The sequence below is a fragment of the Paludibacter sp. genome (assembly GCF_009712605.1).
GTDB lineage: Bacteria > Bacteroidota > Bacteroidia > Bacteroidales > Paludibacteraceae > Microbacter.
The window spans coordinates 32,532-58,910 of record NZ_WASO01000001.1 but is presented as its reverse complement, the minus strand read 5'-3'; the positions used below and the strand labels follow the sequence as shown (position 1 = coordinate 58,910).

Annotated in this window: 19 protein-coding genes and 1 riboswitch; of the genes, 12 read left to right on the top strand and 7 right to left on the bottom strand. The window is 43.5% G+C overall.

Annotated elements, in window-relative coordinates:
• Window positions 1-83: 83 nt before the first annotated feature.
• Window positions 84-1,751: an energy-dependent translational throttle protein EttA gene (ettA, locus tag F8N35_RS00210; RefSeq protein ID WP_293049348.1), complete on the bottom strand. Its 1,668-nt coding sequence runs from the start codon at window positions 1,749-1,751 to the stop codon at window positions 84-86.
• 238 nt (window positions 1,752-1,989) lie between these two features.
• Between ettA and F8N35_RS00205 the strand changes: the two genes are divergently transcribed.
• Together F8N35_RS00205 and F8N35_RS00200 are read left to right on the top strand one after the other, a co-directional pair.
• Entirely contained in the window at window positions 1,990-2,598 is a 609-nt protein-coding gene (locus F8N35_RS00205) for a polysaccharide deacetylase family protein (RefSeq protein ID WP_293049858.1), read from the top strand.
• A 13-nt stretch (window positions 2,599-2,611) separates the two neighbouring features.
• Complete coding sequence (locus tag F8N35_RS00200; RefSeq protein WP_068701775.1) at window positions 2,612-3,214, top strand: hypothetical protein; 603 nt, start codon at window positions 2,612-2,614, stop codon at window positions 3,212-3,214.
• On the opposite strand, the gene F8N35_RS00195 is transcribed toward F8N35_RS00200, so the two are convergent.
• The 6 genes from F8N35_RS00195 to ileS all read right to left on the bottom strand — a co-directional run bounded on the left by F8N35_RS00195 (window position 3,211) and on the right by ileS (window position 9,888).
• Window positions 3,211-3,912 (bottom strand): 16S rRNA (uracil(1498)-N(3))-methyltransferase, encoded by a 702-nt coding sequence (locus tag F8N35_RS00195; protein ID WP_293049347.1) that lies wholly within the window; start codon window positions 3,910-3,912, stop codon window positions 3,211-3,213. The genes F8N35_RS00200 and F8N35_RS00195 overlap by 4 nt on opposite strands.
• Window positions 3,913-3,930: 18 nt before the next feature.
• Complete coding sequence (locus F8N35_RS00190) at window positions 3,931-4,155, bottom strand: DUF5522 domain-containing protein (protein WP_293049346.1); 225 nt, start codon at window positions 4,153-4,155, stop codon at window positions 3,931-3,933.
• 39 nt (window positions 4,156-4,194) lie between these two features.
• Window positions 4,195-4,953: an imidazole glycerol phosphate synthase subunit HisF gene (gene hisF, locus F8N35_RS00185; RefSeq protein ID WP_293049345.1), complete on the bottom strand. Its 759-nt coding sequence runs from the start codon at window positions 4,951-4,953 to the stop codon at window positions 4,195-4,197.
• Between the two features lie 12 nt (window positions 4,954-4,965).
• Window positions 4,966-5,988 carry a PDDEXK nuclease domain-containing protein gene (locus tag F8N35_RS00180; protein ID WP_293049344.1) on the bottom strand — a complete coding sequence of 341 codons (1,023 nt, stop codon included), beginning with the start codon at window positions 5,986-5,988 and terminating at the stop codon, window positions 4,966-4,968.
• Between the two features lie 82 nt (window positions 5,989-6,070).
• Complete coding sequence (locus F8N35_RS00175; RefSeq protein WP_293049343.1) at window positions 6,071-6,445, bottom strand: TraR/DksA C4-type zinc finger protein; 375 nt, start codon at window positions 6,443-6,445, stop codon at window positions 6,071-6,073.
• An 86-nt stretch (window positions 6,446-6,531) separates the two neighbouring features.
• Window positions 6,532-9,888 (bottom strand): isoleucine--tRNA ligase, encoded by a 3,357-nt coding sequence (gene ileS, locus F8N35_RS00170; RefSeq protein ID WP_293049342.1) that lies wholly within the window; start codon window positions 9,886-9,888, stop codon window positions 6,532-6,534.
• Window positions 9,889-10,101: 213 nt separating this feature from the next.
• Here ileS and crcB point away from each other — a divergent pair, with 213 nt between their 5' ends.
• The 10 genes from crcB (at window position 10,102) to F8N35_RS00120 (ending at window position 26,378) form a co-directional block, all read left to right on the top strand.
• The gene (gene crcB / locus F8N35_RS00165; RefSeq protein ID WP_293049341.1) at window positions 10,102-10,479 is read left to right on the top strand and encodes a fluoride efflux transporter CrcB; all 378 of its coding nucleotides are present in this window, start codon (window positions 10,102-10,104) and stop codon (window positions 10,477-10,479) included.
• A gap of 2 nt (window positions 10,480-10,481) precedes the next feature.
• A complete protein-coding gene (locus tag F8N35_RS00160) occupies window positions 10,482-10,826 on the top strand; it encodes a DUF190 domain-containing protein (protein ID WP_293049340.1) in 345 nt (114 codons plus the stop codon).
• Window positions 10,827-10,964: 138 nt separating this feature from the next.
• Window positions 10,965-11,546 carry a hypothetical protein gene (locus tag F8N35_RS00155; RefSeq protein ID WP_293049339.1) on the top strand — a complete coding sequence of 194 codons (582 nt, stop codon included), beginning with the start codon at window positions 10,965-10,967 and terminating at the stop codon, window positions 11,544-11,546.
• A 389-nt stretch (window positions 11,547-11,935) separates the two neighbouring features.
• On the top strand, window positions 11,936-14,755 hold the full coding sequence (locus F8N35_RS00150) for a DEAD/DEAH box helicase (RefSeq protein ID WP_293049338.1): 2,820 nt from the start codon (window positions 11,936-11,938) through the stop codon (window positions 14,753-14,755).
• 95 nt (window positions 14,756-14,850) lie between these two features.
• Window positions 14,851-14,944: riboswitch (TPP riboswitch) on the top strand.
• A gap of 53 nt (window positions 14,945-14,997) precedes the next feature.
• Window positions 14,998-17,439 (top strand): TonB-dependent receptor, encoded by a 2,442-nt coding sequence (locus tag F8N35_RS00145; protein ID WP_293049337.1) that lies wholly within the window; start codon window positions 14,998-15,000, stop codon window positions 17,437-17,439.
• Between the two features lie 754 nt (window positions 17,440-18,193).
• A complete protein-coding gene (locus F8N35_RS00140; protein WP_293049336.1) occupies window positions 18,194-21,409 on the top strand; it encodes a TonB-dependent receptor in 3,216 nt (1,071 codons plus the stop codon).
• A gap of 23 nt (window positions 21,410-21,432) precedes the next feature.
• Window positions 21,433-23,694 carry a RagB/SusD family nutrient uptake outer membrane protein gene (locus F8N35_RS00135; RefSeq protein ID WP_293049335.1) on the top strand — a complete coding sequence of 754 codons (2,262 nt, stop codon included), beginning with the start codon at window positions 21,433-21,435 and terminating at the stop codon, window positions 23,692-23,694.
• A 121-nt stretch (window positions 23,695-23,815) separates the two neighbouring features.
• Window positions 23,816-24,496 (top strand): LamG domain-containing protein, encoded by a 681-nt coding sequence (locus F8N35_RS00130; RefSeq protein ID WP_293049334.1) that lies wholly within the window; start codon window positions 23,816-23,818, stop codon window positions 24,494-24,496.
• 61 nt (window positions 24,497-24,557) lie between these two features.
• Entirely contained in the window at window positions 24,558-26,189 is a 1,632-nt protein-coding gene (locus tag F8N35_RS00125; protein WP_293049333.1) for a pectate lyase, read from the top strand.
• Between the two features lie 57 nt (window positions 26,190-26,246).
• Window positions 26,247-26,378, top strand: coding sequence for a hypothetical protein (locus F8N35_RS00120; RefSeq protein WP_293049332.1), 132 nt, complete (start codon window positions 26,247-26,249; stop codon window positions 26,376-26,378).
• Window position 26,379: the final 1 nt, after the last annotated feature.

Genomic DNA, 26,379 nt, shown 5'->3' with positions numbered 1-26,379 from the left:
GCACTGCATAAACAATGTGCTTTTATCGGATATTCATCGGATAATCTAATGTTATCCGATGAATAGTTATTTGAATTGTCTGATTACATCAATTTCCGGTACCGAATTCGTTTCGGGGCTTCGTCGCCGAGACGCATCTTCTTGTTCTCTTCGTATTCCGAGTAAGACCCTTCGAAGAAAAAGACTTCAGAGTTGCCTTCGAAAGCAAGAATATGGGTACAAATGCGGTCGAGGAACCAGCGGTCGTGCGAAATAACTACAGCGCAACCGGCAAAGTCGTCCAGACCTTCTTCCAGAGCTCGTAGCGTATTCACGTCAATGTCGTTGGTAGGTTCGTCAAGTAAAAGTACGTTAGCGCCCGATTTCAGTGTAATGGCAAGGTGCAAACGGTTACGTTCTCCACCCGAAAGTACACCGCAGAGTTTCTCCTGATCGCCACCGGTAAAATTGAAGCGCGACAGATATGCACGCGCATTCACCTCCTTGTTACCGACACGAATCAAATCCTGACCTCCCGAAATTACCTGATAGACGGTTTTGGTCGGATCAATATCCTTGTGCGTCTGGTCGGCATAGCCCAACTGCACGGTTTCGCCCACATCAAAAGTTCCCTTGTCGGCATGTTCCAGTCCCATAATAAGGCGGAAGAGAGTCGTTTTACCTGCACCGTTCGGTCCGATAATCCCCACAATGCCATTCGGTGGTAACGAGAAATTTAGATTGTCGAACAGCAGGCGATCGCCGTATGCTTTAGCCACGCCTTGTGCTTCGATTACCTTGTTACCCAATCGCGGACCATTAGGAATAAAGATTTCGAGTTTTTCTTCCCGATCTCTTTCGTCCTCGTTCAATAGTTTATCGTAGGCACCCAAACGGGCTTTGCTTTTGGCATGACGGGCTTTTGGTGCCATTCGCACCCATTCCAACTCGCGTTCGAGGGTCTTGCGGCGTTTGCTGGCTTGTTTTTCTTCCTGCGCCATACGGGTAGTCTTCTGGTCGAGCCACGAAGAGTAATTACCCTTCCATGGAATTCCTTCGCCACGGTCAAGTTCGAGAATCCAACCGGCCACATTGTCGAGGAAGTAGCGGTCGTGGGTGATAGCAATAACGGTACCGGCATATTGTTGCAGGTGCTGCTCCAACCAGTCGATCGACTCTGCGTCTAAGTGGTTGGTCGGCTCATCGAGCAACAAAATATCGGGTTGTTGCAGCAGCAAACGGCACAGTGCCACACGACGACGTTCTCCTCCGGAGAGGTTTTTCACCGGTGCATCTTCGGGCGGGCAACGGAGTGCATCCATCGCACGTTCCAGTTTGTTGTCTATATTCCAGGCATCCAGATGATCGAGTTTTTCCTGCAGCTCGCCCTGACGGGCAATCAGTGCATCGAAATCGGCATCGGGATCAGCAAATTTTTCGTTGATCTCTTCAAATTCTTTGAGCAGATCCATCACTTCCTGTACACCTTCCTGAACCACTTCCTTCACGGTTTTGTTGTCGTCGAGATGCGGTTCCTGTTCGAGGTAACCCACTGAATAACCGGGAGAGAATACCACTTCGCCATTGTAGGAAGTTTCCACTCCGGCAATAATTTTGAGAAGAGTCGATTTACCGGAACCGTTCAAACCGATAATACCGATTTTGGCTCCATAGAAGAAAGAGAGATAGATGTCTTTTAAGACTTGCTTTTGAGGGGTAAACGATTTGCTCACGCCCACCATCGAGAAAATGATTTTTTTGTCGTCGCTCATAGATTTTTTATAGGGTTATTTGTTGATATTTTGATATTTATAATTTTGGAAGGACAAAGATAAGGAAAATTCTCTTTGCTCTTTAATTTCCACACCAACTACAATAAAAGCCGGCCGACAGTTCCGTGCTCTTCATTGCCGGAATATAAATTAAGTGTTATCTTTGCTTCTCATAAAACACTATTCGTGCGATCCCCGGCGGGTGAACGATCGAAATGGAAAAAGATACTATTGCATTATGCTGATAGAACGTCCTTTATGGATTTTGCGCAGACTCTTTCCCAATGCATTGTGGCGGATGGACAAAGCGCAAAAAACGGTTTATCTGACTTTTGATGATGGACCTGTACCGGGCACAACGCCACAAGTACTGGAAATACTGGCAAAAAACGATATAAAGGCAACTTTTTTTTGCGTGGCCGACAATGTAAGAAAGTATCCGGAGGTTTTCAAAATGGTAACGGATGCCGGACACCGTGTTGGAAACCACACTTTCAACCATGTGAGAGGATTTTCGATGCCGGAAAATGAATATCTGGCAAATGTGGAGAAGGCATCAGCGCTGATCGATTCCGATTTGTTGCGACCTCCTCATGGGCAGTTAACCCGGAATCTTTACAAAAAGCTGAAAGCAAAATACCGTATCGTAATGTGGGACTTGATTACCCGCGATTACAACCGTTCGCTGTCGCCCGAAAATATCGTTTCCATCGTCAAAAAATATAGCCGAAACGGCTCTATCATCGTTTTTCACGATTCGGAAAAATCGAACAAAAACGTATTGGCGGCATTGCCCGAATCTATTGAATTTCTGAAACAACAAGGATATCAGTTCAAAACGCTTTAATAATTAACATACCATGCGACTGGCAGCAAAAATCATATCTGTTATTTTCCACCCGTTGTTTATTCCAACCTACGGAATCCTTCTGCTCTTCACAACGGCACGTTTTGCAGCAGTGCCCTTTTTGCCGAAACTGATTGTTGCCACTACGGTTTTATGTTGTACGGCTATTATCCCCGCACTCATTATTTTCCTTTTTCTGAAACTGGGAAAAGTAACATCTCTCAATATCGATAAACGACAGGAACGAACCCGTCCCTATGTTTATTCGTTAGTTTCGTACATGCTTTGCGCTTATTACCTGTGGAATGTGAATATGCCGCGCTGGTTCGTGATGATGGTGGTGGGTAGCGCCGCCGCGTTGCTGGTATTGTTGCTGGTAAATTTGCGTTGGAAAATGAGCGCTCATCTTTCAGCCATGGGAGGCCTGCTGGCAGGTATTTTTGTGGTTGCCATGCACTACGTCATTAATCCTTACATGCTGATAATAGGAGCTTTATTCGCTTCTGCGGCAGTAGGTTCTTCGCGCGTTATTCTGGATGCTCATACCCCCGAACAAACTTTGGCAGGTTTCTTCAACGGGTTTATATTCGTAATGATAGCCGGGATGATCTTCTAAAGCGTCATCAACAGGTTCATCGTGTGACAGGCCACTACACCGGCCGTTTCGGTACGGAGGCGGCTCTCACCAAGCGAAACCGGTTGAAATCCGTTTTGCAGGGCCATTTCCACCTCTTCCGGACTAAAATCTCCTTCGGGGCCGATCATCACCAAAGCCGATTCGTTCTTATTGTAAAGCTGTTGCAACAATCGTTTTTCGCCTTCGTAACAGTGGGCAATAAATTTCTGCGATTCAGTGGCTTGCTTCAACAGTTGCTGCACCGGACATGCCGGATTTAGCTTCGGAAGATAGGCCTTTTGTGACTGCTTCATGGCCGAAACAAGAATCTTTTCAACACGTTCCAGATTGATGTTTTTTCGTTCGGAAAAACGGCAGAAAACAGGCGTAATCTCGTCGATCCCGATCTCGGTCACCTTTTCGGCAAACCATTCCAGACGATCCATGTTTTTCGTTGGTGCAATAGCAATATGAATCCGCGAAGCTCTTCCGGTCTCTGTTACTTGGCGATTGATGATTTCTACCGCTGTGTGCTTAGGATGCGGCACTACAATTTTTGCCCCGAACATTCCGCCTGTACCATCGACAATCAGTACCTCTTCACCGACTTTCATACGCAAGACTTTGGCACAATGGAGCGACTCTTCTTCGGAAAGAACAGAGGTTTCGAGAATATTTGGAGAGTAAAAAATAGTCATGTGTGGTATAATTGCAAACTATAGTCCGTATTTTTCTGCGATGCCAGACCGAAGGTTCCGGTTTCCCTTCACTGCTTTAGGAGAATAGGGGCAGTTGGGGCAACCGTTTGAACAGCAATAACCCCGTTTGGCAAGGTAATATTCTGTCATAATCCGATACCCCTGGGGAGCCATATAATAATCGGCTCCTTCCTGAAGATTGCTGCAAAATTCGGAGCTTGACGAGTCATCGAGTAAGGGCATCTGTAAAAAGGTTAATAGTTTCTTGAAGGCGGAGAATCATTATATTCTAACTTCCACGCCTTTGCTTCTCAAATACCCTTTCAGGTCGGGCAACTCAATTTCACCGTAGTGAAACAGGCTAGCTGCCAAAGCAGCATCGGCTTTCCCCTGTTCAAACACATCCACAAAGTGATCCATGTTTCCTGCACCGCCGCTGGCGATAACCGGTACCGATACGCTTTCCGAAACCATGCGGGTAAGTTCAACGGCAAAACCAGCTTTGGTTCCGTCGTGATCCATCGAAGTGAGCAATATTTCGCCGGCACCAAGGTCAACTGCACGTTTTACCCATTCGTAAGTACGCACTTCTGTCGGAATGCGACCACCGTTGAGAAACACAATCCATTCGCCGTTCACAAACTTAGTATCGACTGCCAGCACCACACATTGCGAACCGAATTGTTTGGCCAAATCATTTATCAGTTGCGGATTACGCACAGCCGCCGAGTTAACCGAAATTTTATCGGCTCCGGCATTAAGCAGTACCGACACGTCATCCACGCTGCTGATGCCACCTCCTACGGTAAACGGAATGTTGATATGGCGGGCAATGCGGGTAACCAGCTCGGCAAAGGTCTTACGCTTTTCGTGCGTAGCCGTAATGTCGAGAAATACCAGTTCGTCGGCACCCATCTGAGCATAGCGACTGCCCAGTTCAACAGGGTCACCAACTGCCTGTATATTCACAAAATTGATTCCTTTTACAGTTTGCCCGTCTTTGATGTCAAGACAGGGAATAATACGTTTTGTAAGTGGCATATTATTGATTTATTATTCGTTATCTGTTTTAGAAAGAAAATTATCCAACTCGCTTTGTAGTTCACGGAGCAGTTGATTTTCTGTGGGTAAATAGAGCTGATATGTGCTGGCCAATAAGGTCTTATTATCCTCTGGCAATGAATATTTGACTACGCTATCATTTTTATCTGCACACAATAGAAGACCAATAGTTTGATTTTCGTGAGGTAGTCGTTCTGTTCGGTCATAATAGTTGACATACATCTGTAATTGCCCCAGATCCTGATGCGTCAGCTTACCTATTTTGAGTTCAATTAGAACAAAACACTGTATGAGTCGGTTATAAAAGACCAAATCGATAAAGAAATCATCGCCGTCTATATGAATGCGTTTTTGTCGGGCAACAAAAGCAAACCCGTTACCAAGTTCCAGAATAAATTCCTGTAGATGATTGATAATAGACTGCTCCAGATCTTTTTCGTAATATGCTGCATTCGGCTTGAGTCCCAAAAATTCAAGAACCATCGGATCTTTGATGATTTCAGCAGGATGTGAAGGTTGTTTTTCTTTTTTGGCTATGGCGAGGATACTCTCCTTGTCATTACTAATCAACAGCCGTTCATACAAACTGCTGTTAATCTGTCTTTCTAACTGGCGCGAGGTCCAATTATTCTTAACAGCTTCGGCAATATAAAATTCCCGTTTATGTTCATCTTCAATTCGTATCAACAGCCTGTACTGAGTCCAGCTCAATTGCGTACGCAGTGCGTTCGCAATTGGGAAAACGCGATAAAACTGACGCATTAATTCTAACTGACGATATCCAAATCCGCTTCCGAATTCGGGCTGCAACTGCTCGGAAAGGTATTTAATAAGATAAGAACCATAGTCGGCACGCTCTTTTCCTTGCTGTTCTTCTTGAAAAATTCGTTTACCAATATGCCAGTACATAAGCGTCCGTTCCCAATTGACGGAACGAATAGCAGTTTCTCTTGCCTTCTGGATGATCTCCTTAACTTCGGATAAGAGAGAATTACCTGAAACAGATGGTAACATATTGATTATATATAGCTTAAAATAAAAAAACGGCAACCGGTACATTTTTCCCGATTGCCGTCGCAAAATGTACGGTTGTAAGTTACTTGCCTCCTTTGGCCTCGATACTCAGTGTGGCATGAGGAACGGCGCGAAGGCGTTCTTTCGGAATGAGCTTGCCGGTTTCGCGGCAAATTCCGTAAGTTTTATTTTCGATGCGAACCAAAGCGGCTTGCAAGTGTTGTATAAACTTCATCTGGCGCTGAGCAAGGCGTCCGGCTTCTTCTTTCGACAAAGTTGAAGCTCCTTCTTCCAACACCTTGAATGTAGGAGAAGTATCGGTGGTGTCATTGCCGTCCATATTGGTCAGACTCAGCTTCAGCAGTTCATAGTCATGTTCTGCTTTTGCAAGTTTTTCCATAATAATGGCACGGAATTCCTCCAGCTCTGCATCCGAATAGCGTGTTTTTTCTGCCATTGCAAATAAATTTTAGGTCGTTTTTAAGAGAGCGCTAAATTATAGATTCTATAAGAGATTACAATACGTTTTTTGTTTTTTTTAGATTACGCCTTGTTAACTCCTATTTTAACAATAAACTCTTCAAAATCCAGGTCTACAGCTTCTTCCACTTTGTCGTGCAAAGTAATCGAGTTTGCCAGTGTTTGAGTTGCAATATAAGCAGAAAAATCTGCAATTGCATCATTAATTTCGGCTTGTTTCTCAATTTTCACTACGATGCGGTCGGTAATTTCGTAACCACTTGACTTACGGACATTTTGAATACGGTTCACAAATTCGCGGGCAATACCTTCTTTGCGCAATTCGTCGGTTATGGTGATGTCGAGCGCCACGGTGAGACTGCCATCATTGGCAACCAACCAGCCCGGAATATCTTCCGAAATAACTTCTACATCAGCCAGTTCAATAGTTGCTTCCTGACCTTCAATGGTGAACGTAAACTTACCGTCCTGTTCCAGCGCGGCAATATCTTCCTGCGACATCGCTGTTGTTGCAACGGCCAGCAATTTCATGATCTTGCCGAATTTCGGACCAAGCTTTTTGAAATCTGGTTTAATACGTTTCACCAGAATGCCAGAGGTATTGTCGACAAAATTGATCTCTTTCACGTTGACTTCGTTCAGAATCAAGGCTTTTACCGCTTCGATATTTTCACGCACCGTCTGGTCTTTCACCGGCAACATGATTTTCGACAACGGCTGACGCACTTTGATATTTTCTTTCTTACGCAATGAAAGTACCATCGACGAAATTTCCTGTGCCAACTGCATCCGTTCTTCCAACGTCTTATCTACCAACTCAGCACGATAGGTGGGGAAGTCAGCTAAGTGAACAGACACTTCATTTCCTGTGCCGGTTACCTTGATCAGGTCATTGTACAGTTTATCCGCATAGAACGGAGAGATCGGTGCCATCAGGCGGGCAACCGTTTCAAGACAGGTATAGAGTGTTTGGTATGCCGAAATTTTGTCGGTATCGTATTCGCCGCCCCAGAAACGTTTACGGTTTAGACGTACGTACCAGTTGCTCAGGTGATCGTTCACAAAGTCGGAGATGGCACGACCGGCACGGGTCGGTTCGTAAGTATTGTAGTATTCGTCCACATCCTTCACCAGCGTGTTGAGCAGCGAAAGAATCCAGCGGTCGATTTCGGGACGCTGATCGGGGGCAACCTCCTCTTCGGTGTACGAAAATCCGTCGACGTTGGCATACAAAGCAAAGAACGAATAGGTGTTGTAAAGCGTTCCGAAGAATTTACGGCGCACCTCTTCGATACCTTCCACGTCAAATTTCAGATTGTCCCAGGGCGAAGCATTGGTCATCATATACCAGCGCAGCGGATCGGAACCATATTTTTCGATCGTCGAGAACGGATCGACAGCATTGCCAAGGCGTTTCGACATTTTATTGCCGTTTTTATCGAGTACCAACCCGGTGGAAACCACATTTTTGAAGGCCACCGAACCTTTCACCATCGTACTGATAGCGTGAAGGGTAAAGAACCATCCACGGGTCTGGTCGACACCTTCGGAGATAAAGTTGGCTGGGTAATTGGATCCCGATTCAACCAGCTCTTTGTTCTCGAACGGATAGTGTAGCTGGGCAAAAGGCATCGCACCCGAATCGAACCAAACGTCGATCAGGTCGCTTTCGCGCTTCATCGGCTTGCCGCTTTCGGAAACTAAGATAATTCCGTCGACATAGGGACGGTGCAAGTCGATATTTTCTACCGCATAGTTTTCGGCCGTGTAAACACCCGGTTTGAAATTCTTATACGGATTTTCGGTCATAAATCCGGCAGCAATCGATTTTTCAATCTCTTCGATCAATTCGGCAACCGAACCGATACATTTTTCTTCCGAACCATCTTCGGTGCGCCAGATCGGCAGCGGAGTTCCCCAGTAACGCGAACGCGAAAGGTTCCAGTCGTTGAGGTTTTCGAGCCATTTTCCGAAACGTCCCGAACCGGTAGAGGCCGGTTTCCAGTTGATCGTGTTGTTGAGTTCGATCATCTTTTCGCGGGCAGCCGTCGAGCGGATAAACCAACTATCGAGCGGATAGTAGAGCACCGGTTTGTCGGTACGCCAGCAGTGCGGATAGTTGTGCACATGCTTTTCTATTTTGAACGCTAGGCCTTGTTGTTTCAACATCACACAAAGGTCGATGTCCAGTGTCGCGTCAGCATCAGTCAGCGTGTCGTCGTACGCGTTTTTCACGTAACGTCCGGCATATTCGCCGTAAGCTTCTGCGTTGACATTTGCTGCCACAAAAGCAGGATCGAGATCTTCGATTTTATAGAATTTTCCGGTAAGGTCTACCATCGGGCGTTGATTGCCGTCTTTATCGATCAGCAACATCGGAGGAATTCCGTTGGCTTTCCCTACGCGGTCGTCATCCGCACCAAAAGTAGGAGCGATATGCACAATACCGGTACCGTCTTCAGTGGTCACGAAATCTCCGGTGATGACACGAAAAGCACCTTCACCCGGATTCATAAACGGAATTAATTGTTCATATTCCATGCCGGCCAAATCGCTGCCTTTCATTTTTGCCAACACTTCGTATTCGTTTTTGCCCATCACCGCACCAAGCAGGCTTTCGGCCAAAATATATTCGCACTCCTGTTTTGAATAAGGATTGGCAGCTTTTACTCTGACGTAATCAATATTCGGACCAACGCAAAGAGCAGTGTTTGAAGGCAGTGTCCACGGAGTAGTTGTCCATGCAAGGAAAAATCCGTTCGCTTCGCCTTTAATTTTGAATTGCGCCACACAGGTGGTATCCTTCACGTCGCGGTAGCAACCCGGTTGGTTCAACTCGTGAGTGCTCAATCCGGTACCGGCGGCAGGAGAATATGGCTGAATGGTGTAGCCTTTATAGAGGTAATTGTTGTTATACAATTCTTTCAGCAACCACCAAAGGGTTTCGATGTAGCGGTTGTCGTAGGTGATGTAAGGGTTGTTCATATCCACCCAGTAGCCCATTTTGCGGGTCAGATCTTCCCACTCTTTGGTGAATTTCATCACATCCTTACGGCAAGCTGCGTTGTATTCGTCGACGGTGATCTTTTTGCCAATATCTTCTTTGGTAATTCCCAGACGTTTTTCCACACCCAGTTCCACGGGAAGTCCGTGTGTATCCCATCCGGCCTTACGGTTCACGAGGAAACCTTTCATCGTTTTGTAGCGACAGAAAATATCCTTGATGGTACGCGCCATCACGTGGTGGATGCCCGGCATTCCGTTGGCAGAAGGAGGTCCTTCATAGAAAATAAAGCTCGGATGGCCTTTGCGGGTTTCGAGACTTTTGTGGAAAATATCCTGTTCATCCCACTTCTTCAGCACCTCTTTGTTGATATCGGAAAGATTAAAAGACGAATATTCGGCAAATTTCTTGCTCATAAACTGCTAATTATATTGCGATTAACGATTGTGATACTTGTTCTGAAAAAACGCCACAAAGTTAGTGATTTTTTGCGAGACTTATAACAGATTTTGATTGCTAATTTGAACTGAAAATCAGCCTCCTTCAATAATCAACGAAGGTCTTTTTCCTCTGATCTTGGTTCTTTATTCTGTTTTTACCGTACATTTGCAGAAAGAATTCAACATAAAATGTTCAAAACAATACTCATAGTCGGTTCGGGAGGTTTTATTGGCAGTGTGGCCCGTTTTTATGTCTCGAAACTGAATCTGCATGTCGATTTTCTCTCAATTCCGGTGGGAACTTTGCTGGTGAACGTACTGGGTTGTTTCATCATCGGTTTTCTGACAGGTATTGCCGATAAAAGTGCCATTCTGACCGTTGAATGGCGGATGTTTCTGATGGTGGGAATTTGCGGAGGATTCACCACTTTTTCGTCGTTTGCCAATGAAAACCTGATGTTGCTCCATAACGGATTGATCCTGTCAATCTTACTCTATACAGGTCTGAGTATATTTCTCGGATTCACTGCGGTCTATCTCGGTTACGTCACCTCAAATCTGCTTTAACTATGGAAAAGTCACACAGCATTCTGAAGTTTTACCTCAGCACTACCGACAAACTTAACAACAAGTTATTGTACGAATACATAGTGCAAGAAGCCCGCAAACAGGGTATTTCGGGGGTAACCGTCTATCGCGGCATTATGGGTTACGGACTGAGCAGTACCATCTACTCTTCCAAGTTTTGGGAACTGACCGAGAAATTGCCGGTAATGATTGAGATGATCGATGAAACCGACAAACTGGAGGCATTTTACGAATACCTCGAACCCGAATTGCTCGAAATGCCCAAAGGCTGCCTCATCACACTCGACCCAATCACCATCAAGCTGCATAAATCGGGGAAACATTAATTAGGCGTTTCTGTGAGAGCTCAACATCGGATTACAAATCCTTTTACTCGATGCCGTCGTCGGATTGCAAATCTGACGGGACAGGAATAAACTTGTTGATTGTCTTAAAAAAAATAAAATAAGAGCAGAATTATAAAAATGGAAATAAAGGACTATATAACAATTGGAATTGCTATTCTTGGTTGGACATGGGCAATTATTCAATTCATTATTTCGAGAAAACATCAAAAGTATGATAAGATTCTTGAAAAACGGTTCGAGGTTTATTCAAACTTCATGAATAAAATGGATGAAATGAATAATAAAATGCGAACTGACCCGAAAATGATTTTTGGAACAAGTTCTGAACTTATGGCAACTCTACTTTCAGGAGAAGAGGAAGATAGGAATAATGCTTTGGTTAAATTCAATACGGAATTAGTTAATATGACCAAGAAATCTGTTGAACCTTTATTGATTGTAAATCAAGAACTGAACAAATTAAAAATGGTTTGTAGCAATGAAATGCTCCCAAAAATTGAGGAATACAAAAAACTGACAACAGATTATAGCGACGAATTTCGAATTGTATTAAATAAGCTCTCATCAAACAAAGACATAGAGATTACAGCTAAGGAACTTGGAAATATTGGACATCAGGACAGAAATGTTCGATTAATGACACTCTGGAAAGAAATTGAAACAATGATGAGAGATGAATTAGGATATTATAGTAAATAATACTCCGTCCAGCCGGATATATAGAAGATAATCGTATCGGCGGATCTGCGCCGTAACGAAGATCATCTGAATAATTAGTGCCATACAAAGCTATCGGTAGAACATTGCCGGATTACAAATCCTTATCCTCGATTCCGTCTTCGGATTGCAAATCCGCCGGGACTGGCCTGCCGCAGGCAAAGAATAAATTAACTTCTGCAAAACACATTAGCATACTAAAATATAGGGGCTTTACATCTGAATAATGTGTTCGATTAATTCGTCCATCCCTTTTCGGAGCAGAAACAATTTCCTATTTTTGTATACTTCAATAATTGTTCGACCGAATGCTCCAACTCATTGTCTGTATCCGAAAGCATGTATTATTTGGTTATATTTTAATGCCTTACATGGCAGAATACAATAAAACCACCGCTCATTTTACGCTTTTCGAACAATTTACTCCCAAACGCGATTACTTCAAAAAATCCCCGAAAGAGATTCAGCAACTGGTCAAAGCCAGCGCCGAGTTGAGCGACCAGAATATCGCACACCAGTTTTTCAAAAACACCGGCAACCTTAAATCTGCCTGGGATGACGCCAATGAGCTGAAACAGAATTTCGTAAGAGAATATGTAGATAAGCGTATCGATCTTATTCTGAATGTGATGCAGGAGGGAAAACTGCCGCTTTTCTTCAAAGATGAAAAATATGCCAACGTCTATACCGACGATCGGATAGAGTTGTTGCCCCAGAAAAGCCGGGCGGTTTTCCATTTTCACCGCATGGAAGAGGAAACACGCTATTTTTTGTCGGTTCGATACAACGGAAAGAGTATCCGTTTGTTCGAGAAGGCGGCTTACGTGTTGCATCAATCGCCCTGCCGCATTATCATCGACAACCGCCTCTACTCGTTTCCCGATATTGATGCAAAAAAGCTATTGCCTTTCATCCTGAAAGAGTATGTTTCAGTGCCCAAAGCCATGGAGGAAAAATACTTCAAGACGTTCGTATTAAATGCAATACGCGATTTTGATGTAGAAGCGGAAGGTTTTACCATTGAAACGTATCGCGGAAATCCTGCGCTTGTGCTTTTGCTTGAGAAAGACCTGCAGGGCAATTATGCGTTCATGCTACAGTTCGATTATCCCGACAAAAGCTGGAAATATTTTGAAGAGCGTAAGGTCTCCGTAAAATTTCAGAATCAGGACGATGAATATTTCTTCCGAAAAACATTCCGCAATGAATTGTTTGAGAAAAAAGCGCTTGAGCGCATAAAAGAGCTGGGACTTGAATTTTGCAACGATCAGTTTGTGAGGGTAAGCGGACGCAATCCGGATCAGCATGCGATGCAACTTGAGGTCATAGAATGGTTGAAAAACAACAGGCAAAAGCTGGAAGATGCCGGCATCGGTTTCAGGCAACATCTCGACAAGATTTTTTCGCTGGAAACACCCGAATTGAAAGAAGAGTTCTCTGCAAAACGCGATTGGTTCGACCTCAACATCTGGGTGCATGTGGGGTCGCAAAAAATTCCATTTCCATCGCTGAAAGAGTACATTTTGTCCAAACAACGGGAAGTTGTACTTCCTAACGGTGAAATCGCGATTCTTCCCGAAGAGTGGCTGGCCCGTTTCGAAGGCGTTTTCCTGATGGCCGAGGGAAAGCACGACAAAATGCGGTTGTCGGTGCAACATGCCAATTTGCTGCGAGCAGATGAAGAACCGGAAGAAGTCTCAACAGAAAAGCAACCGACACTCGGATGGCAGGAAGCACCGGCAGGGTTGAATGCATCGCTTCGTCATTACCAGATGATTGGCTACAACTGGATGCTGGCGTTGCTTCAGCAAAACCGGGGTTTTTGTCTGGCCGACGATATGGGTTTGGGAAAAACCATTCAGGTGATAGCTGTCTTGTTGCACCAATTGCGAACGATTGACAACCAGAAAAATAGTGATATTCAGCCCAGTCTGTTTGAGGAACCGGCAAGAAAGACGTATCAACCTAATTTGATTGTAGTTCCTACCTCACTGATATTCAACTGGCAGCAAGAGATCCGAAAGTTTGCCCCGTCGCTCACGGTGTGGGTGCACCACGGCCCTGCCCGCGATCGCTCGCTGGAAAGGGCTGCAAAACGAGCCGTTATTCTTACCTCGTACAGTTTGGTGCGCAATGATATCGATCTGTTTAAAAATATTCATTTTCAGAATATTATTCTGGATGAAAGTCAGTACGTGAAGAATCCGGCCTCGAAAACCTATCAGGCATTGATGCAATTGTCAGCCGACCATAAGCTGCTACTGACCGGTACTCCGATCGAAAATTCGCTTGCCGACCTGTGGGCGCAAATGAATTTTGCCAATAAGGGTTTCCTCCATTCGTTTTCGTATTTCAACAGCAATTTCATCGATCCGATTGAGAAAGATAAGAATCCGCGTCGTGAAGAACTGTTGAAAAAGATGATCGCTCCGTTTATTTTGCGACGAACGAAAGAAGAGGTGGCTCCCGAGTTGCCGAAACTCTCGGTACAGGTGGTCTATTGCGAAATGGAAGAAGAGCAGGCCAAACTCTACGAAGAGGAAAAGTCGAAGGTGCGGAACGAAATTCTCGAAACCCGCGAACAAGCCAGCCGGTTGAAAATGTCCAATTATGTGCAACAAGCACTTACCCGCCTGCGACAGATTGCCAATCATCCGGCTTTGTGCGGATACAACGATTACCCGTCGGGAAAATACGACTCCATTATCGAAGCACTTGAAAACGTTCGTAACCGGAAGCATAAAGTATTGATATTCTCATCATTTGTGATGCATTTGAATCTTTTCAAAAGTTATTTTGAGGAGAATAATCTCGACTATTGCCTGTTGACGGGCGAAACCACCAATCGACAGGAAGTGGTGGAACGCTTCCAGAACAACCGGGACATCTCCTTCTTCCTGATTTCGATCAAAGCCGGTGGCGTGGGACTAAACCTGACGGCAGCCGATTATGTATTTATCGTCGATCCGTGGTGGAACCCCGCAGTGGAGATGCAGGCCGTCAGTCGAGCGCACCGCATCGGGCAACAGCAGAATGTATTTGTTTACCACTTTATTACGCGAGGAACCATTGAGGAAAAAATCCGTCTTTTGCAGGAGGAAAAAACAGGACTGGCCAAAACCTTCGTCAACTCCGAAAACAACATCCAACCCGCCGATCTGGACGCTTACTTAGAGTTGGTGATGGAATAACTTTTCGCCAAATTTTGTTTTTAACATTTCTTACGCTACCTTTGCAGCCTGAAAGCAGAATTGCGGTGTACAACGCAACACGCTGTTTTTCAATCTATCCACAATTGGGGTGCCTTATCATAACGGGCTGAGATTATACCCTTTGAACCTGTCCGGGTAATTCCGGAAAGGGAATGAGCATTTATCCTCATCGTTTTTTAAGCCCTCATCACATTTTGTTAAACTCTAAAAAACTGAATGTTATGAGAAAAATTTTGTTGGCTGCCTTGTTGCAGTTATTTGTGCTATCCCTTTCGGCACAGAGCGTTGTGAAAGGGCGAGTGGTGGACGAAAACGGGCTGCCGCTTCCGGGAGCTTCCGTTGTCATTGGAGCACAAGGCCAAAGTACCGATGCAAACGGTCTATTCAATTTCCATGCCGTGCCAGGCAAATCGGCAAAAATAAAAATTTCTTTCGTGGGATTTTCTGCTGTTGAACAAACTATTAAAGTTCCGTTCAACGGTGAAATAAAGTTGCAAAAAACCTCCCGTCAGATGGACGAAGTAACAGTCCTTTCGACCCGTGCTACCGATAAATCACCGGTGGCTTACACCAATATTGACAAAGAGACACTGGCTAAAAGTAACCTCGGTCAGGATGTTCCCTATTTATTATCACAAACACCTTCTTTTGTGGCAACTTCCGATGGCGGAACCGGTATCGGTTATACTTATTTCCGTATCCGTGGCACCGACGGTTCACGTATCAACGTAACTATCAACGGCATTCCCTACAACGATGCCGATGAACAGGGAACCTACTGGGTGGATGTACCTGACCTTACCTCGTCGCTCGAAGGGATGCAGATTCAGCGTGGGGTGGGAACTTCCACCAATGGTGCCGCCGCATTCGGTGCCAATATCAATTTACAAACTGAGAATTACGCTCCCAAAGCATCAGGCGAACTCAACATGGCCTATGGTTCGTTCAATACATTGAAAATGACAGCCAAGGCAAGTTCAGGCCTGCTAAATAATCATTGGGCAATCGACACACGGCTCTCTTCGGTAACATCCGACGGCTATATCGACCGGGCATCGGTAAACATGAAATCCTACTTCCTGCAAGCCGGTTATTATGGAGAAAAGACTACGGTTAAGTTTGTGACCTTTGGGGGAACAGAAAAAACCTATCACGCCTGGGATGGAGTTCCCAAAGACTCTTTGGCGACGCACCGTACTTACAATCCTTGCGGTTTTATGGGTTATGATGCTAATGGTCAGCCTCTTTATTATAAAAATCAGACTGACAATTATACGCAGACAAACTACCAATTACTTGGCATTCATAGTTTCTCGCCAGCGTTGACTCTCAATGCAGGTTTGCACTATACACGTGGTGATGGTTATTACGAGGAGTATAAACAAGATCAGTCATTGAACAAATACTCATTAATCCCCTTCACCGAAAACGGAACAACTTACAAGACAAGCGATTTGGTTCGTCAGAAAAAAATGGGTAACGACTTTGCCGGTGCCGTCTTTTCTTTGAATTATAACAAAGAAAAAATTTCTGCGCAGTTTGGCGGTGGAGTTAACCGCTACTGGGGGAATCACTGGGGCGAAGTGATTTGGGTAAAAAATTATATCGGCAGTCTGTTACCAAACTCGGAATATTACCGCAGCAAAGTAAGCAAATGGGATGCAAATATTTATCTGAAAGCCAATTACGAGTTGCTTCCCAAATTTAATGTTTACGGTGACCTTCAATACCGTCGTGTGACCTACTCATTGAACGGCACCAACGACGAATGGGACGATGCCGTCAACGGAATGCAACTTCTGGCTGTGGATAAGAAATTCAATTTCTTTAATCCGAAAGCAGGAGCACTCTACCGTCCTGATAATAACAATGAAGCGTTTGCATCGTTTGCAGTAGCACACCGTGAACCGACCCGTACCAATTACACCGACGGTTCTGCAGAAACATGGCCTACGAATGAGACATTGTATGATTACGAAGCCGGATACAAATTCCACAATTCGCTTTTAACGGCCGGAGTAAACCTCTATTATATGTACTATCATAACCAATTGATCTTGACCGGCAAACTCAATGATATCGGAGAAGCCTTAACGTCAAACATTCCTGTTAGTTATCGCTCAGGTATTGAATTAATAGGCGGGATCAAACCGCTGTCATGGTTGCGTTGGGATGCCAACCTGACGTTGAGCCGCAACCGGATTAAAAATTTTACCGAATATGTAGACACCTATTCGGGTGACAATTGGGACTGGGCAGAGCAAACGGTAAATCACCTTGGTAATACGCCGATTTCCTTCTCCCCTTCAGTAACAGCCAATAGTTTGCTCACTTTTACCAAAGGTAATTTTGAAGCCGGATTTCAATCACAGTATGTTGGCAAACAATACATTGACAACACAGGAAATGACGCACGCTCTTTAGCGGGCTATCTTGTAAATAATCTTCGACTGAGCTATTCGTTGCCGGTAAAAGGGGTGAAAGGAATTGACCTGACGCTGTTACTGAACAACCTGTTCAACAAGCAGTATATCAGCAATGCCTGGACCTATTCCTACTATTATCAGGCAAATCCTGCCAGCCAACCTGAACGCTATAATGACTTCGGGTATTATCCGCAGGCAGGATTCAATTGTCTTGCTGGAATAACAATACGGTTTTAAGTATAATTGCGTGAATTATCAGATATGAAAACGAAGGCCCGGGCTTAAAAAAGTCCGGGCCTTTATATTTCCTTTATCAAATCATTCACTTTTATTTTTATATGAGTTCCCATTGCATAATCTTTGTTATATTGAATAGATATATTATCTTTGTGCACAACTAATATGCATTGCCTCCATAAAGGAAGAACACAAACTGCCGTTAGCACAAGAAGACGGGCGAAACACAACACATAAAAAACTGATAAATAAAAATATACGATCTAATACTTTTATAACACATCATAAATAAAAAATAATATTGTAACCTGTTTTTGCATCCTTTGAAGAAAGGATTTATTGTTAGTAAATTTCGTGTTCGTGCACGAAATGGAGATAAGAGAGAGATTTTCAAATCAAATAAAAGGATATTTAAAAGTTAAATATCCTAAAAACAGAGACAATAATCCGACCTTTCAGCACGAAAAGAAACCAACAATAAGTATAACCTTAAAACAACCGTTAATATTCATGAAGCTAACATCGTAATCCCTACTCCACATTTCAGATTGCAGGAAGAACAGTACTGCATCCATCACAAGAATCACCTGTTTAAATATCGATTAAGGAAAAAGGTTTGAATTTTCTTTTTCCCGTTTGCACCTAAAGTATTTATAAAAAGTACTTTCTTCAATTAATCAAAATCACGTTTTCGTGTTCGGACACGGATAAAACCTTTTTGACCTTTAAACAACTCTCTATTTTCAAAGTGTTTATGAAAAAAATCAAGTGTTTATTTCTATTATTGATCTTATGCTCATTTACTGCTGCATTAGCTCAGCAGAGTGGCAATGTCACAGGGGTAATTACCGATGAGAAAGGCGAAGCCATCATCGGTGCTGCCGTCAAGCTCAAAGGCAGTACTGTCGGTACCGTTACAGATATCGATGGTAAGTTCTCGTTAAAAGCTCCTGCCAGTTCAGTTTTATCAATCAGTTATGTAGGTTATACTTCCCAGGAAGTACCTGTTAATGGACGCACCTCAATTAATGTTCAGTTAAAAGAGGACACCAAAAAACTGGACGAAGTAGTCGTAATTGGTTATGGAACGGTAAAAAAACGGGACTTAACAGGTTCTGTAGCTTCCGTAAGCGGTAAAGATTTGGCTGCCAATCCAGTTTCAAATGTAACAGAAGCGCTGCAAGGTCATTTACCCGGTGTAAATGTAATGTCGCAGGACGGTCGTCCCGGCGCAGCCGTTTCTATCAAAATCCGTGGTGGAGGTTCTATTACTCAAAGTAACGACCCAATCTATATCGTAGATGGTTTCCCTGTAAGCGATATTTCGGACATCCCCGCAGATAGAATTGAAAGCATCGACGTATTAAAAGATGCGTCTTCTACGGCAATCTATGGAGCCCGTGGAGCAAATGGTGTTATTCTTGTAACCACCAAAAATGCAAAAGGAGAAAAAACAACTATTTCATACAGCAGTTATATTCAATCAAAAACAGCTTCAAAAACGTTAGATATTGTAAATAGTGCACAAGACTACGTAGCTTACACGTGGGGATATGCTGGATTATTAGGTAGCTCATATGCTGGCATTGGGTCAACTTTCTTCGGGTTAGGAAGCGATGCTAATGCAGCAGCAAACTGGACAAAGTATGGCTCCATGCAAACACATAATTACACGAAGGACTTACTTCGTACTGCTTTGTCTCACAATCATAACCTGAGTATTGCTGGCGGTTCTGATAAAACAAAATACCTTTTCGAGGGAAGCTATCTGAACGACAATGGAATTCGTATCAACTCCGGATACGAACGCTGGAATGCTTCGTTGAAACTGACACACCAGCTTCAGAAAAATATGAAGTTCGGATTGAACTTAGCTTACATGCAATCTGTTACCAATGGTAAAAATGACTTAGGTAATTTAGCATCAGCATATCAATACCGTGCAATAGAACCACTTGGTGACGGAACCAATTATAGCGGCTGGGGTAATGGTGATGCCAACATTGATCTTGGCAAAAATGTAGTAAGTATCGTCAACAACTATACACAAAAAAATAAAGATCAATATATCAATGGACAGGGAACATTCAACTGGGAGATTATTAAAGGCCTTACCTTAAATGATGAACTGGGATTGAAACGATCTAATAGCGATGACAAATATTGGGATAATGGCTATAATACCGCCTATAAATATGCAAAATTGGACTTGTCTGATGGATGGAGTTCTCGCAATGCGGTTACATTGAATTACCAGGTTCAAGGATTAGGGAAAGCTCATTCTTTGAATGTATTAGCAGGTCAGGAAGTTGTAATGTCAAACAGCAACAGCACTGAAATAACCGGAGCCGGATATCCCTCTTCTTTTGGATTCAACGATGCATTTGGCATGATTACCATGACCAATAGTAGTTTAGGGAAAGATACTCGTAGTTATTCTATTGGTACACCTTCCAGAACACAGTCCTGGTTTGGCCGTGCGAACTACACTCTACTAGAACGTTATTTACTTACAGCAACATTCCGTGCTGATGGTTCTACAAAATTTGCACCCAACAATCGTTGGGGATATTTCCCTGCCGCTGCATTGGGATGGCGTGTTGTGGATGAACCCTTTATGGCCAAGACCAAAAGCTGGCTGGACAACCTGAAGCTGAGAATATCCTATGGTGAATCCGGAGCTGATAATATCAACTCCTCGCTGTGGAAGGATACCTGGAGCACAAGTACCGCACAGGTTAATGGAAATGTAGTGACCACTTATGTTCCGGGCAGTATGCTTCCTAATCCTGATCTGAAATGGGAAACCACAATTTCAAGAAATATCGGTATCGACTTCGGCTTTTTGAATCGCATTAACGGAACTATTGACTTGTATTACAATACTAACAAAGATTTGTTGTTAAGAGCTCCTGTTGATGTTACAACCGGTTATTCCTACCAATATCAAAACGTTGGTAAAACCTCTAATAAAGGGATTGAGCTTTCTTTGAATGCTGCTATTATAAAAAGTAAAGATTTCAATTTGAAAGCAAGTTTGAACTATAACTATAATCTCAATAAAATTGAGCAACTGGCTCCGGGTATGATCACACAATACGGTCAAATTTGGGGCTCTACGCTAAAGACTCCATTGTCATATGATTATCAGTTGATTGTTGGCAATTCAGTGGGAACTCTAATGGGTTGCCAGAATTTAGGTTACTATACCCTGAATGACTTCAATTATGATGCTGCAAGCAAAACTTATACACTGAAATCAGGCGTTGCAGATTTTCCGTTAAGTGTCAATTATCCGGGCAAAAGTACATTTGTTCTCCCTACAGGACAAAAAGCGTTTCCGGGATGCCTGAAAATAGCTACCAATGCTGATGGAACCGCGAAAGTAAATCAGTACGACATGAGAGCAAAACATACAGGTGGTTTCAACTTCAATGGAAACTTCAAAAACTTCGATTTCAGCGCGAACTTCACATGGCAAATTGGAGGAAAGGTTTACAATGCTCAAGCAATGGCTGATTTCTTCGGCAACAAGGATGGATCGCTCGGAGCTAATCACTATTCCTATTTCAGCAATACATTCAGACTTTGGGAAGTTAAAGACGGTCAAATAGCCTATTATACGGATCCTGACAATCTGGCGCGACTTAACTCAAATGCGACCTATGCTCTGCCTACATTCGAAAATGGGATCATCTTAGACAACTGGATTGAAGATGCGTCTTTCCTTCGTTTGAGTACTCTGACAATTGGCTATACACTACCAAAATCAATCCTCAAAAAAGCAGCCATTGAAAATGTACGTATTTATGCAACAGGAGGGAACCTTTTCTGTTTGAGTGGCTATTCCGGTCTTGATCCTGAAGTGAATTCAATTACTTCAAGTGGCAATTTCCCCACACCAGGTGTTGACTATAACTCTTATCCTCGTGCCCGTACATTTACTTTGGGTGTAAATGTAACATTTTAACAACCAATAAACTGACAATGATTATGAAAAAGAAATTAATATATTCGTTATTGGCTGTATGCGCTATGGCAACAACCATGACATCTTGTAAAGATTTCCTCCAGGTATCCTCTCCTTCGGTAGTAGATGCTAGTTTTGTATATAAGGATTTGAGCATTGCCGAAGCAGGTTTAGCGGGATTACGTGAATCCTGGCGTTCTTGTGCAGGATCTAATGTTTATGGTGCCGGCACTTTTTATGCACTGGATGTTCCAGGCTCAGATATTGAAAGACACCCGGAGGCTTATTCAGGACAATTGCAAAGACACTATCCTGAAGGCTTTTATGAAAATGGACAAGCAGTATCGGCTTTCAGCAGCACTTATACCATCGACCAATCTGATGGTAAAGGAACCTATACAGCCTTGTATTCGGTAATCATGTTGGCTAATAACGCCATTTCAGCTATTGAAAATCGTAGTGATTTCAATACTATTCTAAATGCAAAAACGCCGTCTGGTTGGGGCTTCCTATACGGACAAGCTGTTGCTGCACGTGCTCAATGTTATCTGGATTTGATCCGCTATTTTGGCGATGTACCTTACATCACACATATCGGACAAAGCATAGTGGGATTGACACCACGTGATGTTATTTTCGAGGGAGAACTTACTAAATTGCAACAGGTTGAGCCTTTAATGTATCGCCCCGGGGAAACGGATTATAATGGAAACAAGGTGAGCAAAGGCGTATTTACCAGAACCTTTGTTCAGGGTTTGATTGGCCGCATATGTGTTTATGCCGGAGGCTATGCAACCCGCCGGAATGACATTAAATATATTGATGCCGCCGGAAATGCCTTAACGTTTGACAAAATAGGTGCAGACAACAATGGAGCATTTTATGGTCGTCGTCAGGATTACAAAAAATTCTTTACGCTTGCTAAGACTTATTTGGATGCTGCAATTGCCAATCCAGGTTCAGTTGTATTCCGTACAAACGACCCACGTACTACAGATGCATTAGGAAGAACATATGGGAATCCCTATCAATATTTCTTCCAACAGTTGATGAACAATGTTGGTTCTACCAATTTTGCAGATGAATCTATCTACGAAGTACCGATGACAGTTGGAACTTCTAACGAACGGCCGTATTCTTCAGGACGTGTTTCTGATGGAGGTACTTCTAATCAATTCCCTTGTAAATCATATGGACAAGCACGCATCCAACCGGTTTATTACTACGGATGGTTTGATAATAACGATATGCGCCGTGATGTAACAGTTACTGTAACAGGTAGTACTGGAAAAGGGGTTGAAAAGTTGATCCCATTTACACCGGGTAGCAAAGCTTCTGGTGGAGGTTTGTGCATGAATAAGTTTGATGAAAACCGTCAACCTAATCCTTATACAAAATCACAACGAAGCTCAGGTATCAACGCTCCTTTTATGAGAATATCGGATATCATGTTACTTGATGCGGAAGTTAATGCCGTATTGGATCCTAACAGCACTGCTGCATACGGGTTACTCAAGCAGGTACACGAACGTGCTTTCGCTTCAGCAGCATTAGCAAATGTTGATGGCTTTATTTCAAATGCCGGATCATTATTTAATGCCATTATCAAGGAACGGGCTTTGGAATTTGGTGGCGAAGGAGATCGCCGTAATGTATTGATTCGCACAGGAATGATTGCAGATGCTGTTAAACAAACCCGTACGATAAATACGGCAATGGCAACAGCTTTAGCAGACAACAACCAGCTTGCTTACACATTTGCAAACGGAAATACCATCTCTGCATATATTTGGACAACTACCGGAGACCTTAAAACTTCAAAAGGCTATCGTTTGACCACTCAGTGTTCTGATGCAACTAATCCTTATTTATTTCCGGGATGGAGAGGTCAATTTGACAGCTGGGAAAACTTAGGTGCAGCTGCAGTTTCGGGCGGTAAAACCAATTTGGCAATAAAAGGATTGTTTACTCAATGGACTCCCACTAAAGTAAAAGTTACTACATCCTCTGGAACAACTACACAAACCGGATTGACATTCCTGCAAATGATGCAAATGCTGAAAACAGGACAAGCAACCAGTATTGTAGAACAAGATAGTGGTTTGAGCATGACTCTTACTGCATGGGGATCTCAAATTGCAAGCAATGGTACAGAGTTTTATCAAAATTTCTTCCCGAATTTTGATGGAACGAAAGCTCCGATTTATTTCTATCCGATCAACAGCAACACAGTAAATAGTTCAAACGGCACTATTACAAATGGTTATGGATTCCCTAACCAATAACAATAATTTTTGAACTTATGCCTGAATCGGTCGGTTTATCGAACGGCCGATTTATTTACTACAAATCAGATAAAGGGTCCGGCGCAAAACCGGACTCTTTGATTTGACAACCTTAACATCCATGGCACAAACCAGAATTTATTCACTCCTGTTGATCCTTCTGTGCCTGCCCTTATGCCTGCAAGCACAAAAAGGGAAAGCTAAATTCAACGGTAAGAACCATACCGAATGGATTATCTGCAAGTTTTTAGATAAAACAAAAGATAGTGTCCGCGTATTGGGGAATCCCCGAATAATTTCTTCTAAATTCGGTAAAGCCGTCTTGTTTGACGGAACAAAAGATGGCATTTTCATCAATCAAATGCCATTAGCAGGACTGGAACAATTTACCGTTGAAGCTATCTTCCGCCCTGACGATGGAGGGAAATTTGAACAACGGTTCTTCCATTGCGGTGAGATAAAAGGAAGTCGCGTAATGATGGAACTCCGATCCACTAACAAAGGTTGGTATTTCGATGCGTTTCTAAATGCGAACGATTCAAAGAAAACATTAGCCGACTCTACGTTGCTACATCCATCGAACCAGTGGTATCATGTAGCGTTTGTTGTTGACAAAGGCAGATTGACAACCTTCGTCAATGGTCAAAAAGAGTTGCAGGAAAATATTCCGATGACTCCGTTCTTCACGGGGAGGACTGCCCTCGGAGTCCGACAAAACGAACTGTCATGGTTCAAAGGAGCCATCTACAAAATCAGAATCACACCCAAAGCCTTAACACCCGACCTTTTCACCAGAAAATAACAACCTGCCGGCCGAACCATTCAACCTGAACTCATTTTACTAACCAATAAGTTTATTACCGATGAGAACAATGAAGGTATTCCTTCTTTCTGTTTTGTCTGTAGTTTTTTGCACTCAAATGAGCAAGGGACAGGACAATTCGAGATTGACACAGGACGTAGAACAAACCATGTTGAAAGCTACCCGCTTCATGGTTGAAAAAGTGAGTACAAACGGTGGCTATTTGTGGTACTACACTCCCGATTTCAGTCGCCGCTGGGGAGAAATGGAAGCCACTAAAACAATGATTTGGCTTCAGGATCCCGGAACAACACTTGTGGGGCACATGCTGCTCGATGCCTATCGTGCAACCGGCAACGAATATTATTATCAGGCAGCCACAAAAGCAGCTAATGCGATCATCTACGGACAACATCCCGAAGGCGGTTGGAACTATCTGATCGATTTTGCAGGCGATCGTTCGTTGAAACAGTGGTACAACACTGTTGGCAAAAACGGTTGGCGTCTCGAAGAATTCCAGCATTATTACGGCAACTGTACTTTCGACGACAACGTCACATCAGAGACAGCCCGTTTCTTGCTGCGCATGTATCTAACCAAGCTCGATCCTGCTTATAAACCGGCATTGGATAAAGCCATCGATTTCATCCTTAAAAGCCAATACCCTATCGGTGCATGGCCACAACGCTATCCGCTGATGTACGACTTCAACAAGCAAGGACATCCTGATTATACTTCTTATTACACCTACAATGACGACGTGATCTGGGAAAATATCCATTTCCTCATCCAATGTTATCTGACGCTGGGCGAACAACGTTTTCTCGATCCGATAAGACGGGCCATGAATTTCTATATCATTTCACAGGATGCCAGTGGCGGATGGGGTCAACAAATGGATCTGAATCTTCAGACTGCCGGTGCCCGCACCTACGAACCCAAAGCGCTGTTGCCCCGAAACACCGAAGCTATCATCAAACAATTGATGGACTTCTACCGCTATACCGGCGATCGCAAGTTCCTAAATCCGATTCCGTTAGCCCTGAAATGGTTAGAGCAAACACGTCTACCTCAAAATGAAACTGACAACGGACGCTACTCCCATCCAAAGTTTGTAGAAGTAGGAACTAACAAAGCAATTTATCCTCATCGCAAAGGGTCAAATGTTGTTTACGGCTACTATTACGTCGATTACAACGATACCAATCTGCTGAGCCATTACGGCGGTAAATCGTATGTCAATATTCAGGAATTACAGGATGAATACAACAAGTTGTGCGCTATGCCGGTTGAGGAAGCTACAAAAGATTCTCCGTTATTGGAACAAACCTATAACGGAAACGATACTCCTGTAACCTATTACGATTTGAGCCACGAACGTCCGACACGCATACCGGATGACGCTTTCGTAAAAAGGGCAGTACAGTCGCTCGATAAAGAAGGTCGTTGGTTAGTAAAACACGGAATGACCAGCCATCCGTATATTGGCGACGGGGTAAAAAAAGAACCGACAGAAGAGTACGTAAAGACATTTGTGGGTGACGAAACGGATACGTCTCCTTACCGTGATCCATCGGATGCCCTTTATATTTCAACAGGCGATTATATTCACAACATGCGGATGCTGATCAATTATATCGAAGCCCATAAAAACGGGCTAACCGAAGAGCAACTGCGGGCACGTCAGCGATAACATTGATAGTTATGAAAGAGAGACCGAAAACTTCGAACAAATAGACCATTTTGGGGAATGAACAACATGTCCCTCAGGGTTTTCACAATCACCAAAGCCGATACGAAAGGCATCTACGAAAGCGATAATCGGACGATTGCATTACCGGGAAAACCTTATATGGCAATCTTACTGAAACTGATAAAATAAA